12 protein-coding genes are annotated in these 12,863 nt (G+C 44.3%); 7 read left to right on the forward strand and 5 right to left on the reverse strand.

Going from position 1 to position 12,863, the window contains the following annotated elements:
* Positions 1-67: 67 nt before the first annotated feature.
* Complete coding sequence (locus tag V1499_RS22440) at positions 68-1,132, reverse strand: P1 family peptidase (RefSeq protein ID WP_409272726.1); 1,065 nt, start codon at positions 1,130-1,132, stop codon at positions 68-70.
* A 134-nt stretch (positions 1,133-1,266) separates the two neighbouring features.
* Between V1499_RS22440 and V1499_RS22445 the strand changes: the two genes are divergently transcribed.
* Both V1499_RS22445 and V1499_RS22450 read left to right on the forward strand, forming a co-directional pair.
* Entirely contained in the window at positions 1,267-1,431 is a 165-nt protein-coding gene (locus V1499_RS22445; RefSeq protein ID WP_409272728.1) for a hypothetical protein, read from the forward strand.
* A 54-nt stretch (positions 1,432-1,485) separates the two neighbouring features.
* Positions 1,486-1,620 carry a DUF6254 family protein gene (locus V1499_RS22450; protein ID WP_409272730.1) on the forward strand — a complete coding sequence of 45 codons (135 nt, stop codon included), beginning with the start codon at positions 1,486-1,488 and terminating at the stop codon, positions 1,618-1,620.
* Between the two features lie 376 nt (positions 1,621-1,996).
* Here the strand turns inward: V1499_RS22450 and V1499_RS22455 are convergent, their stop codons facing one another.
* Positions 1,997-2,629, reverse strand: a complete 633-nt coding sequence (locus V1499_RS22455; protein WP_409272732.1) for an FMN-dependent NADH-azoreductase — start codon at positions 2,627-2,629, stop codon at positions 1,997-1,999.
* A gap of 294 nt (positions 2,630-2,923) precedes the next feature.
* A complete protein-coding gene (locus tag V1499_RS22460) occupies positions 2,924-3,829 on the reverse strand; it encodes a LysR family transcriptional regulator (RefSeq protein ID WP_409272734.1) in 906 nt (301 codons plus the stop codon).
* Positions 3,830-4,001: 172 nt separating this feature from the next.
* On the opposite strand from V1499_RS22460, the gene gdhA reads away from it, so the two are divergent.
* The 3 genes from gdhA (at position 4,002) to ahpF (ending at position 7,920) form a co-directional block, all read left to right on the forward strand.
* Positions 4,002-5,384 carry an NADP-specific glutamate dehydrogenase gene (gene gdhA / locus V1499_RS22465; protein ID WP_409272736.1) on the forward strand — a complete coding sequence of 461 codons (1,383 nt, stop codon included), beginning with the start codon at positions 4,002-4,004 and terminating at the stop codon, positions 5,382-5,384.
* A gap of 430 nt (positions 5,385-5,814) precedes the next feature.
* Positions 5,815-6,378 (forward strand): alkyl hydroperoxide reductase subunit C, encoded by a 564-nt coding sequence (gene ahpC, locus V1499_RS22470; protein WP_409272737.1) that lies wholly within the window; start codon positions 5,815-5,817, stop codon positions 6,376-6,378.
* Positions 6,379-6,390: 12 nt separating this feature from the next.
* On the forward strand, positions 6,391-7,920 hold the full coding sequence (ahpF, locus tag V1499_RS22475; RefSeq protein WP_409272739.1) for an alkyl hydroperoxide reductase subunit F: 1,530 nt from the start codon (positions 6,391-6,393) through the stop codon (positions 7,918-7,920).
* Positions 7,921-8,043: 123 nt separating this feature from the next.
* Here the strand turns inward: ahpF and mqo are convergent, their stop codons facing one another.
* Complete coding sequence (gene mqo / locus V1499_RS22480) at positions 8,044-9,576, reverse strand: malate dehydrogenase (quinone) (protein ID WP_409272741.1); 1,533 nt, start codon at positions 9,574-9,576, stop codon at positions 8,044-8,046.
* Positions 9,577-9,843: 267 nt separating this feature from the next.
* Entirely contained in the window at positions 9,844-10,686 is an 843-nt protein-coding gene (locus V1499_RS22485) for a hypothetical protein (protein WP_409272743.1), read from the reverse strand.
* 656 nt (positions 10,687-11,342) lie between these two features.
* Between V1499_RS22485 and yedE the strand changes: the two genes are divergently transcribed.
* Both yedE and V1499_RS22495 read left to right on the forward strand, forming a co-directional pair.
* On the forward strand, positions 11,343-12,575 hold the full coding sequence (gene yedE / locus V1499_RS22490) for a selenium metabolism membrane protein YedE/FdhT (protein WP_409272745.1): 1,233 nt from the start codon (positions 11,343-11,345) through the stop codon (positions 12,573-12,575).
* Positions 12,576-12,644: 69 nt separating this feature from the next.
* A complete protein-coding gene (locus V1499_RS22495; protein ID WP_281272294.1) occupies positions 12,645-12,824 on the forward strand; it encodes a sulfurtransferase TusA family protein in 180 nt (59 codons plus the stop codon).
* Positions 12,825-12,863: the final 39 nt, after the last annotated feature.

Raw genomic sequence — 12,863 nt, forward strand, 5'->3', positions numbered from 1 at the left:
CTGCTTTCCCTTTTTCATTTTTATTTTTTCAACCGTCTCCGTTAAACAGATTCAATTTCTACTATCATTACTTCAAAGAAATATCGGACTCCTCGATTAAATCCTTCAACGCAGGCCGTGTATTCCCGTCGCGCCCCACTACTGCTTCGGCCGTAACAAGCGAATTCAAAACAGCCTCTTCTGTCGCTTCCCCCACAGCCCGGAAAGCCAGGTCGATCTCCTCTTCATGAATCTGGGGGACGGATAACAGTTGTTCCGGTTTATCATGCGGTATTTTCGTAGCTGTTGAAAATCCGATAACGACCTCACCGCTCCCGGTTGTAATGATGGAACCCGTTCTGGATAGCCCCGTGACAGACCGTTTAAGAATCCTGTTCAGCTGCCTTTCTGATACCGGCAGGTCCGTTGCAACGATGACCATGATCGAACCTTTATCCTCTTCCTTGTACTTTTGGGTTATGGCTTCCTTTAATTCCTGGCCAACCGCCTTGCCGTTCACGCATAAATCCTTTAAAATGCCGAAATTTGATAAGACCAACACGCCGATTGTGTACGTCCCATGCTGTATATCCATCTTGCGGGAAGCAGACCCGATTCCCCCTTTCAGGGAGTAACAGAGCATCCCGGTTCCCGCGCCAACCGCACCTTCCCTGAATTCAGACGAAGCATTTTCAATTGCCTGGAAAACATGCTCCCGTTTTACGAACTTACCCCGTATATCATTCAAAAACATATCATTGCATTCTCCGACGATTGGATTAACGGTCCCGGTAGTCCGGCCGATTTCGGGATTTCGCTCCAACATATAGTCAATCAGCGTATCAGCGGCCGTTCCGATTGCCAATGTATTTGTAAGGAGAATCGGCGTTTCCAGGGTCCCAAGCTCAGCCATCTGTATGGTTCCCATCGTTTTTCCAAATCCATTTATGACATGGCTTGAGGCGACCAGCTTCTCTTTGAATGTATTTCCCTGGTGCGGCAAAATGGCTGTCACTCCAGTCTGCATCTGTTTATCGCTCAAGGTCACATGGCCAACAGCCACCCCTTCAACATCGGTAATCGCATTGTAATGCCCCGGCTCCAGTTGGCCGATTATGACTCCGTAATCCCGTATTCTCTTTTGCTTGAACATGGACATTCCCCTTTTTACACAGTGGTTTTTTACCGTCTTATGTCCATTAAACTCCCTTGCTTCTCCGGCCGCAAGGGAAAGCGAATATTTTAAAGGGCCTTTTCCATACTAAAAAGCAAAGGAGGCGATCCACCATGGCAAAGCGTACAAAGAAAAACGACCCACAGCAAAAGAATAAACAAGGCTTTGATTCAAGCAAAACTGATTCTGAATTCGGCAAGGAATTTGGCAGCGCAAATGCGAACCGGGCAAAAAAGCAGAAGGAAAAAGAACAAAGGGCTTATGAAAACAGGAGTTAACCAATCTCGCCCCCTGTTAAACACCACCATTTTAACCGGAAGGAGCTTCCATACATGACCCAATCAAAACGCCAAAAGGAAAGGCAATGGGCCGCCAGGAAAGAAGCCCAAAACCCGCACGGAAAAGTGAAGTCATTCGAGCAGCTTGCTGATGAAGCAGGGAAAGGCGACACCCGGCAGGGGAAATAGATTGGACCTTCCTGCGCAAGGCTACTTTTTCAAAAGATAAAAGCCAATCTCCGCAGTGGCGGAAATTGGCTTTGCGTTCGTTATGCTGTTAAATCGCCCTTTGGCCCGAAGAATTCGTAATGAATCCTCTCGCAAGATGCGGCTGCTGGGGGTTTTTCAATCCGGGAAGGTGGGACACCAGTATCTACACCGGTATGTATCACGATAAATTGGGAAAAAATTTATGAGGCGAAATTTGAAATCGTGGATTAATATCTTTTATTTGTTGAAGGTGATGCGCAGTTCTTCGTGTGCAGAATGATTCCCTTTTAAAACAAAAACTAACCGGAAGCAGGTTCCGATTAGTTTTGTTGGTTAATTTAAAAATCGATTATTATTAAACAGCTACTGCAGAAAGTTTCTTTGCAGCTTCTTTAACTTTTTCCAATCCTTCAGCAATGATTTTCTCTGCTTGATCAGGTGCCGCAGCATGTCCTTCGATGACTACTTCGTCAATGATTTGCATACCGAACACGCCGCCAGCAACATTCTTAATGTAGTTAACGGACATTTCCATTGCAGCCGCAGGGCCTTCGGAATAGATGCCGCCACGCGCGTTTAAGATAATCGCCTTTTTGTCCTTCATAAGCTGGACTGCCTGGCCGTTTTCATCATATTTAAACGTAAATCCTGCCTCATATACATAATCGATAAATGTTTGAAGCTTCGCAGGAATTGTTAGGTTCCACAATGGGAAAGCAAAAACAACGATATCCGCTGCTGTTAAAGCATCCTTTGCTTTTTGCTTTGCTGCCAAAATGCGTTTTTCAACATCTGTAAGTTCTTCGCCAGTTGCAAGTTTGCCGAATGCATTGAAAAGATCCTGGCCAAGGTACGGCATATCTTCAGCAAAAACATCAAAAGTTGTTACATTGACTCCGTCAAGGTTTTCCATGAAAGTCTCATACATCTTGCTTGATACCGCCTCGGAAGCCGGTCTGTTATTTGCTTTTACTACTAATACGTTCATTTATCTTTTTACTCCTTTTTTTAAAATATATTGAGATATCTCTACTTTATATATCTCGATTTAAAGATATACTAAAATAATGTAGAAGTCAACTAAACGAACTTTCTTAGTCAGTTGCTTCTCATTCAAGTATAATTAGAACCTATTATTGACCTTCTTTAATAGTGTTAAAATTGTCTCTTCCTCTTTATGTTTCAAAACTTCAAACGGATCATCGACCATTTCGAGATAGTTTGGCATAATTTTGTCCATTAGTCAAAGCCCTTCATCCTTTCCAATCACCTAAGAACTCCATTATTTTTGAAACCTGTCCAACAAACTAAAGAACTCTCGAACAAACTCATAGAATAGCCTCTCTGCGGGAAGCAGCTTGCGTTCAGCAGGAATGATGATTCCAACAGTACGCGTAACGTGCGGTTCAATGACCGGCAGCCTAACGGTTGAGCGCGGCAGGCTATCGACCAATGTAACTTCAGGAATAAGAGTCACACCCAAACCCGCGGATACCAATCCCTTAATTGCATCAATATCTTCCCCCTCAAAGGAAACCTGGGGCTCGAAGCCAAAATGCTTACAGGCATTTTCTACTATCTCTCTTAAAACAAACCCCTTTGGAAACAAGATAAAGGAATCATCCCTTAATTCGTTCAGGTTAAGTGAACGTTTAGTTGCAAGGGGATGGTGGGTTGGCAACAGGGCAACAATCCTTTCTGTAAAAAGGATATCCCCTCTTACCTTTTTTTCCTGCATAGGAAGCGGCCCAAGCAGCGCCATATCGATATCCCCTCTAATCACTCCACTAATCAAATCGTGGTAGGAACTCTGCTTCAGCTCGAATTTCACATGGGGATAGCGTTCACGGAAGGCTGAAATGATCGTGGGCAGCGTATAAGCAGCGAAACTGCTTGGAAAGCCAATGCGAATTTTCCCTTGTTCCGGATCTAAATATTCCTGAACCTCTTGCCTTGCATTATCGATCACCTTCATCGCTTCTTCCATATGCTCCAAAAAAATTTTCCCAATCGGAGTTAATCTTACATTCCTACCTTCCCGTATAAAAAGATTAACCCCCAGTTCCTCTTCCAAATTAAAGATTTGCCGGCTCACAGCGGACTGGGCGACATGCAGGGCCATTGCTGCCTCTGTCACATGCTCCCGCTTGGCAACTTCAATAAAATATTGAATCTGTCTTAGCTCCACTATTTTCCCTCCCGTTTCCATTCATCTCATTTCGGCATCATTATTATCTAATTTTCATATTGTTTAGATTGTTTTTCAATAATAAAATTAGGAAATAAAAAATCCAATCGTATAAACAATAAAAAACTCCTATTTATATACAGAAACTTTGCAAAGGGGTGCTTAAGCCATTATGACAACTTTACATGAATTGCAAGATGCAAACACAAAAGTCGCAAAAAAATATGTAAATGAAGTATTTGAAACAGTAATTGCTCGCAATCCTTTTGAAAGTGAATTCCATCAAGCCGTTAAAGAAATTTTCGATTCACTCATTCCTGTTTTTGCCAAGCATCCACACTATATTGATCAAAACATCCTTGAACGTATGGTGGAACCAGAAAGAGTCATCAGCTTCAGGGTCCCGTGGGTTGACGACCAAGGCAAGGTACAGGTAAACCGCGGGTTCCGTGTTCAATTCAACAGCGCGATCGGGCCATACAAAGGCGGGGTACGTTTCCACCCTTCCGTAAACGCCAGCATCATCAAATTCCTGGGATTTGAACAGATTTTCAAAAATTCCCTCACCGGTCTGCCAATTGGCGGAGGCAAAGGTGGCGCCGACTTTGATCCGAAAGGGAAATCCGATGGAGAAATCATGCGATTTACCCAGAGTTTCATGACTGAGCTTTACAGGTATATTGGGCCGGATATTGACGTCCCTGCCGGAGACATTGGTGTTGGCGCCAGGGAAATTGGCTTCATGTACGGCCAATTCAAGAGAATCCGCGGCGGTTTCGAAGCCGGTGTCCTGACCGGCAAAGGGCTCGGATACGGCGGAAGCCTCGCCCGGACCGAAGCGACTGGCTATGGCACTGTTTATTTTGTAGAAGAAATGCTCAAAGACAGAGGGCAAAGCTTTAAAGGCAGTACAGTCGTTGTGTCAGGCTCAGGCAATGTTTCGATTTATGCCATGGAAAAAGCGATGCAGCTCGGCGCGAAGGTGGTCGCCTGCAGCGATTCAAACGGTTATATCTATGACCAGAATGGCATCCATCTTGATACAGTAAAGCGCCTGAAAGAAGTTGAACGGAAAAGAATTAAGGAGTATGTCACTGAACATCCGGGTGCACTCTATTTCGAAGGCTGCTCCGGAATTTGGTCCATCCCTTGTGACATTGCCTTGCCATGCGCGACACAAAATGAGATTGATGAAGCGGCGGCAAAAATATTGGTAGCCAATGGGGTAAAAGCGGTAGGAGAAGGAGCGAATATGCCATCCACGTTGGATGCGATTGACGTGTTTTTGAAAAATAAGGTCCTTTTCGGCCCGGCAAAAGCCGCGAATGCAGGTGGTGTCGCGGTTTCAGCCCTTGAAATGTCGCAAAACAGCATGAGGTTATCCTGGACGTTTGATGAAGTGGATGCCAAATTGCATAAAATTATGGAGAGCATCTACCGGAACTGCGTCAAAGCGGCTGATGAATATGGCCATCCGGGCAATCTGGTTGTAGGCGCCAATATCGCTGGATTTTTAAGAGTAGCCGATGCTATGATTGCACAAGGAGTGATTTAGTTTCAAATTCGTATTACTTGATTTAAAGGATGATTGCTTTATCATTTTAAGCAATCATCTTTTTTTATTCATGATTATTTTAAGAGTATTATCAATCATCCACTCTCTATTAGTTGAGAAAAGAACATCTAATTGAAAATCCGGTCCTCCCTTTACTCATTTCACCTTTTTCTCTATCTCATCCCCATATTTCGACCTCTTTTTGCAAAATCAGACCTTTTCCTTGACATATAATCTAAACTATATAATAATAGCTAGTGTATTAGAATTATTATAAATAACTAATTATTATTAGTTGTTTATTTATATGGGTTAAATTCAGATTTTACAAGCGGCGCGTCGCAATTCGGAGGAGTCCCTCCTCTAGTATAAAATCCAAGTTTAACCCAAATACTAACAATTAATTATATTTATGGGAGGAATTTCTACTATGTCTCTAATCGGAAAAGAAGTACAACCATTTAAACTGCAAGCTTACAAAAACGGAGAATTTATCGAAGTAACTGAGCAGGATTTTAAAGGCCAATGGACCATCCTTTGCTTCTATCCAGCGGATTTTACATTCGTTTGCCCAACTGAATTGGAAGACCTACAAAATCAATATCCAGCTCTACAAGAACTTGGAGTAGAAGTATTCTCAGCATCAAGGGATTCTCATTTTACACATAAAGCATGGCACGATTCATCAGAAGCGATTGGTAAAATCACTTATGCAATGATTGGCGACCCTGCCCATGTTCTATCTCGAAACTTTGATGTGTTCATTGAAGAGGAAGGTGCTGCTGACCGCGGTACATTTATCATTGACCCTGATGGCGTCATCCAAGCAGTTGAAATCAACGCAGGCGGCATTGGCCGTGACGCAAGCACACTGATTAACAAAATCAAAGCAGCACAATATGTACGCAACAATCCAGGTGAAGTTTGCCCGGCGAAATGGGAAGAAGGAGCTAAAACCCTTAAGCCTAGCCTCGATCTTGTTGGTAAAATCTAAGGAGTGCTATGAATGATACTAGATGCAGATATTAAGGCCCAATTAAATCAATATCTTCAACTGTTGGAAAACGATGTTCTAATAAAAGTCAGCGCTGGTTCCGATGAAGTATCAAAAGACATGCTTGCTCTTGTCGATGAGTTAAAGGCAATGTCTCCAAGAATAAAAGTCGAAACAGCCACTTTGGAAAGAACACCAAGCTTTAGTGTCAATCGCATCGGTGAGGATACCGGCGTAACATTCGCCGGTATCCCTCTTGGACACGAATTCACTTCCTTTGTATTGGCACTGCTGCAGGTAAGCGGACGTGCCCCAAAGGTTGATCAAAGCGTGATTGATCAAGTGAAAAGCTTGGAAGGCGACTATCGCTTTGAAACGTACGTGTCCTTAACCTGCCATAACTGCCCTGATGTCGTTCAGGCATTGAACGTAATGAGCGTCCTCAACCCTCGGGTTACCCATACGATGATTGATGGGGCGGCCTTCAAGGAAGAAGTGGAAAGCAAAAACGTAATGGCGGTGCCAACTGTTTTCCTTAACGGAAAAGAATTTGGCGGAGGACGTATGTCCCTCGAGGAAATTTTGGCAAAGCTCGGAAGCACACAGGATCCATCCGAGCTGTCCAATAAGGAACCATTCGATGTCCTTGTTGTCGGAGGCGGCCCCGCGGGTGCAAGCGCGGCCATTTATGCGGCGCGTAAAGGGATTCGCACCGGTATTGTAGCTGAACGCTTTGGCGGACAGGTCATGGATACGGTCGGAATCGAAAACTTCATCGGCACGAAATATACAGAAGGCCCTAAGCTAGCCGCAACCCTCGAAGAGCATGTGAAAGAGTATAAGATTGATATCATGAATCTACAGCGGGCAAAACGCCTGGAAAAGAAAGACTTAATTGAACTTGAGTTGGAAAACGGCGCTGTCCTAAAAAGCAAAACCGTCATCCTTTCTACCGGGGCCCGTTGGCGTAAAGTCAATGTCCCAGGTGAAACTGAATTTACAGGCAAGGGCGTCGCCTACTGCGCTCACTGTGATGGCCCGCTATTCGAAGGAAAAGATGTTGCAGTCATTGGCGGGGGCAACTCCGGAATTGAAGCAGCCATTGACCTAGCTGGAATCGTAAAGCATGTAACCGTTCTCGAGTTCATGCCGGAACTAAAAGCTGATTCAGTCCTTCAAGAAAAGCTCTTCAGCCTTCCGAATGTAACAGTCGTTAAGAATGCCCAAACAAAAGAAATTACCGGTACCGACAAAGTAAACGGAATTACTTATATCGACCGTGAATCAGGCGAAGAACATCATGTGGAACTCGCTGGGGTATTTGTTCAAATTGGTCTTGTACCAAACACCGATTGGCTGGGCGACTCACTCGAACGCAACCGCATGGGTGAAATCGTGGTCGATAGCCGCGGTGCAACAAGTTTGCCTGGCGTATATGCCGCGGGAGACTGTACAAACAGCCCGTATAAGCAAATCATTATTTCGATGGGATCAGGTGCTTCCGCCGCACTCGGCGCATTTGACTATCTCATTCGGAACTAACTACAATCTAAGCAACAAAGAAAGCCGCTGTACTGCCATTAATGCAGTATAGCGGCTTTTTTTGCTAGCTATTGAGTATTTAAGAGAAGAAGCACCTTTTAAAAAGATGCTTTTAAAGAAATATTATTGGAATACAGCTTTTCTTTCCTCCTCATGGCTTTCCGGAGAATGAGTTCCACCCAGGCCAAGCGACCAGGTTGTGAAGGCATGAAGTTCATTAAAAAGTTCAGGGTTTTCGGATAGGTTCACTCCGTATGAAGGAATCATTTCCATGATTTTTGGTTCCCATCCCCCTACATGTTGCGGGAAGCAATTCTTTATTACCTCTAGCATGACGTGTACAGCGGTTGAAGCGCCAGGGGATGCCCCAAGCAATGCAGCGACACTTCCATCAGCGGCAGTAACTACTTCCGTCCCAAATAGGAGCGTTCCTTTCCCGCCAACAACCGTATCCTTAATAACTTGTACTCGTTGGCCCGCTACGATAATCTCCCAATCCTCGCTCCTGGCGTTCGGAATAAACTCCCGCAATTCATCGATCCGTTGTTCTTTTGATAACACGAGCTGCTCAATCAGGTATTTTGTCAACGGAATGTTTTTTGCGCCAGCCGCCAACATTGTTACGAGATTATTAGGTTTAATGGAATTGATTAAGTCCATATTTGAACCTATTTTTAAGAACTTAGGCGTGAAGCCGGCAAATGGTCCGAACAGCAAGGATTTTTTGTTGTCGATATATCGTGTATCCAGATGCGGGACCGACATTGGTGGGGCGCCAACCTTGGCTTTGCCGTATACCTTTGCATGATGCTGCTCGATTACGTCCGGATTGTTGCATGCAAGGAACAGTCCGCTTACAGGGAAACCTCCGATATGCTTGCTTTCGGGAATCCCTGTTTTTTGCAGCAAAGGAAGGCTTCCTCCCCCGCCGCCAATAAAGACGAATTTTGCTGCATGCCGTTCAATGGCACCGGTATTCATATTCCAAACCTTCAATTCCCATAAGCCGTCGTCCGTACGTTTTATATCATCAACCTGATGTTTATATTTAATATCCACGTTTTGTTTCGCTAAGTGATGGAACAAGATGCGTGTTAGTGCACCAAAGTTCACGTCTGTCCCGGAGTCGATTTTCGTCGCAGCTATCGGTTCATCGTATGTACGGCCTTCCATAATAAGCGGCATCCATTCCGCAAGTTTACCATGATCCTCGGAAAATTCCATTCCCTCAAAGAGCGGATTGTTTGAAAGCGCTTCAAATCTTTTTTTCAAAAAAGCTACATTTTTCTCGCCTTGCACGAAACTGATGTGCGGCAATGGCATAATAAAGTTTTGTGGATTACGGATTATATTTCTGCTTACTAAATAAGACCAGAATTGCCTTGAACTCTGGAACTGTTCATTTACTTTTATCGCTTTCCCAATATCCAAAGACCCGTCCGGTTTTTCGACGGTATAGTTAAGTTCGCATAGAGCCGAATGCCCTGTTCCCGCATTATTCCACTCATTGGAGCTTTCTTCCCCAGCGGTTTCAAGCTTCTCGAACACCGTAATTTCCCAGTCGGGTACTAATTCTTTCAGCAGTGTCCCCAGAGTCGCGCTCATGATTCCGGCACCAATTAAGATAACATCTGTTTCAGTATGTCTGTTACTCATTTTACCCATCCTTATCTCATAAGCTTTGCAGAAAGAATGTAAACGCATCCATCCAATGAATCAAAGAAAGGCAAGGAGAAACAAAAAACATCTTTTCTGCATTCATTAAATTCCGATAGTAAAACACTACTTTATTAGTATATCACTGTTATTTGTAGATTAACATTTCTACTGTTTAAAAGATGGTAATATTGAAAATTTTCTTTAATAGATTCGGGCATATAAAAACCCCAGAACTTTTTGTCCTGAGGGCACTATTAACGGTCATTACCTTTTTTGCGCTTTCATTCTAAATTCCGTGTAACTTTGCTTATACTCCTCTTCCGTCACCGCCTTAAATGGGAGTTGGTTGTCTGCTAACCAAAACGACAGATCGAAGGCAGTTGCATCCCCATGAAAATTCCCCTTCAACATTGTTTGCTTTCCGTCAATTTCCGTGTAAAGCCTCAGCATTTGCCCGTCTGTTATTCCATTTAAAGCATATGTGGTTTCTTCATGGGGGTTATTCGGGTTCCCCATGTCAGCAATCACAAGAAGAGTGCCCGACAGCTCTCCTTGAAGAAGGGCTTCATCGATTTTCAAAAACAGCTGGAGTGAGCCGTTTTCCGCGGAATAAAGAAATCCATGAATATCATTAAGATCAGAAAAGAAATTCCTTAACCGGGTATTCTCTTTTTCCTCAGAATGGTACACGGCAGTTTCATACTCCTGCTGAATATCTTTTATATTTTTATCGATTTCCTCCTGGCCAACAGCTTTGTATTCCTTGGCGGCTTGTTCTCCATGCTCCTCCACCATGAGAGTTGGCCCTGAAAACCACGCTGCAATTGTAGTTGTATTCCCCCCGTGGTTTACCTTGAATTCATACCCTTTATCGGTCTCTTTTCCTTTCAGGCGATAATGTTTTTCCTCCAAAAATGGCGGCTTCCCGATTTCTTCAATGACCCTCATTTTATGCTGTTTCCCTTTCACCTTCCCGGTTCGGCTGTTCACGTCAAACCAATAGAGAAGGCCGTTTTCCCTGTAGGCAAATGCATCCGACTGGTTCAGTGGATCCTTTCTGTCGCCAGCCGCCGATGCTGCCCACCAAGCCGCTATACCAATCAGCAAAACGATGACCGCTGTACCCAAATAGAGCGATTTCTTCAGACAGTTTCCCTCCTTTTAACCACAAAATCTATATGTTTTTTTAAAAAAACCGTCCTTTAACGTTACTTGAGTTGCTTCCATTTTATCACACCCGTACTAACCCGATTTCAGGATGCACTTGTCACATATCAGGGCTTTATCTGACAAACAGACCTGATTTCAGACTGTGCTTGTCACCTATCCGGGCTTTATCTGACAACCTAACCCGATTTTCGCCTTCGCTTGTCACATATCCGGGTTTTACCTGACAACCCAACCCGATTTCACCCTACGCTTGTCACATACCATGACTTTATCTGACAAGCTAACCCGTTTTAAGCCTGCGCTTGTCAGATATGAGTGACATTCTCTCCGGAGGATAGCCTGGGCCTGCCAACAATTTCTGAACGGGCCTCCTGTCCCGCTATTCATCCTTTCGATACTAAATCATTCAACCTATCGATAAATCGAATTGCCCTTGATATAAAATTCCAGTTATAGTAAGAAGTAAATTTAATTTTTAACAAGCCTAGAACTCCCTAGGCATTTTTTGTATGGATTAATTCTAAACAAATCCATCGGGACACTTTTCTAAAAAGATTATCCCCTTGGTTTTTTTAAAAGGAGAGGGAGGACTCATGAATCTTTATTCAAAAATATTCAAAGAATATTGGAATCCGTACGTAGCGATTGGCATTGCAGGTCTCGTAAGCGCTTTGTATTTCGGAATTACCGGTACGGTTTGGGCGGTTACCGGGGAGTTTACCCGATTAGGCGGACACACCCTCGAATGGTTCGGGGTGAATGTATCGGACTGGGCATATTTTGATTTGGTCGGCATGCAAGGGACTCCCATCACACGGACAGATGGATGGATCGTCATTGGAATGCTGGTTGGCGGACTTATTACCATATTATTAAGTAACAGTTTTAAAATCCGTGTACCGAAACAAAAGAGGCGACTGACACAAGGCTTTGCCGGGGGAATTATTGCGGGATTTGGCGCTCGCCTTGCGCTTGGCTGTAATTTAGCTGCATTTTTCACAGGGGTTCCACAATTCTCGTTTCATTCCTGGATCTTTATGGTTACGACGGCCATTGGAACCTTTTTTGGAGTAAAAGTCGTGAATACGAAATGGTGGCGGGGTAAACCAGCCTTGATGAAAGGGACGCCGAACCCGGTTGTCACCGAGCACGTACAAAAAAGGAATATCCAGCCGTTCCTAGGTTTGCTCTTTGCATGCCTTTATACAGGTCTGGTTATATACTTCTTTGCAGCCGGAAAATTCATGCTTGCAGTCGCCTGTATTGCCGGGGCCTTGTTTGGGATTTTAATTGAACGCGGACAAATTTGTTTCACCTCGGCTTTTCGCGATTTATGGATCAGCGGACGCGCCGTGATGTCAAAGGCGATTGCGGTTGGTATGATGATCAGCGTTGTCGTTACATTCTTCTATATTCAAAGCGGTTCTGTTGCCCTAATTAAAGTCGTTGCTCCAAGCACAGCGCTCGGCGGACTGTTATTCGGGTTTGGCATCGTTTTGGCTGGCGGCTGTGAGACCGGCATGATGTACCGCGCAATGGAAGGCCAAGTGTTATACTGGGTAGTAGGCGCGGGAAATATTGTTGGTGCCACACTGCTCGCTTACGGATGGGATCATCTAGGTATCTACAACGCCCTTGTCGAAAATTGGCCGAAAGTGAATTTGGTCGAGCAATGGGGGCCAATGGGAGCTTTGTTTGGAACGCTGGCCATGCTTGCTGCCTGGTTCTTACTATCAAATTGGTGGGAAAAGCGATTCCGCTACGGATCGGGAATCAAACATCCTAATTCGGAAAAGAGGATTTCCCCCGTTACGAAGGAGGCTTAATCCATGTCACAATTAATAGACGTCAATTACACCCTCGACATTCGCGGCGAGCCTTGACCATACCCTGTCATTTATGCGCTGGATGCGCTAAAAACGATGAAAATCGGGGAAGTTTTGCAAGTCATTGCTGATTGCCCGCAATCGTTCCGAAGTGTTCCTGAAGAGGCTGTCAAACACGGCTACAAGCTTTTGGCTGAGCCGAAGAAAGTCGGACAGGACATCTATTTTTACATTAAAGTCGTTCACTAGCTGGCACGTTTCATCTACCTTAAAGCAAATATATCTAAA

The sequence above is a fragment of the Neobacillus oceani genome (assembly GCF_046237595.1).
GTDB lineage: Bacteria > Bacillota > Bacilli > Bacillales > Cytobacillaceae > Bacillus_D > Bacillus_D oceani.

Coding starts and splice junctions, on each gene's coding strand:
- V1499_RS22440 (WP_409272726.1), bottom strand. CDS start 1,132: ATGTTCAAGCAAAAGAGAATACGGGATTACGGAGTCATAATCGGCCAA.
- V1499_RS22445 (WP_409272728.1), top strand. CDS start 1,267: ATGGCAAAGCGTACAAAGAAAAACGACCCACAGCAAAAGAATAAACAA.
- V1499_RS22450 (WP_409272730.1), top strand. CDS start 1,486: ATGACCCAATCAAAACGCCAAAAGGAAAGGCAATGGGCCGCCAGGAAA.
- V1499_RS22455 (WP_409272732.1), bottom strand. CDS start 2,629: ATGAACGTATTAGTAGTAAAAGCAAATAACAGACCGGCTTCCGAGGCG.
- gdhA (WP_409272736.1), top strand. CDS start 4,002: ATGACAACTTTACATGAATTGCAAGATGCAAACACAAAAGTCGCAAAA.
- ahpC (WP_409272737.1), top strand. CDS start 5,815: ATGTCTCTAATCGGAAAAGAAGTACAACCATTTAAACTGCAAGCTTAC.
- ahpF (WP_409272739.1), top strand. CDS start 6,391: ATGATACTAGATGCAGATATTAAGGCCCAATTAAATCAATATCTTCAA.
- mqo (WP_409272741.1), bottom strand. CDS start 9,576: ATGAGTAACAGACATACTGAAACAGATGTTATCTTAATTGGTGCCGGA.
- yedE (WP_409272745.1), top strand. CDS start 11,343: ATGAATCTTTATTCAAAAATATTCAAAGAATATTGGAATCCGTACGTA.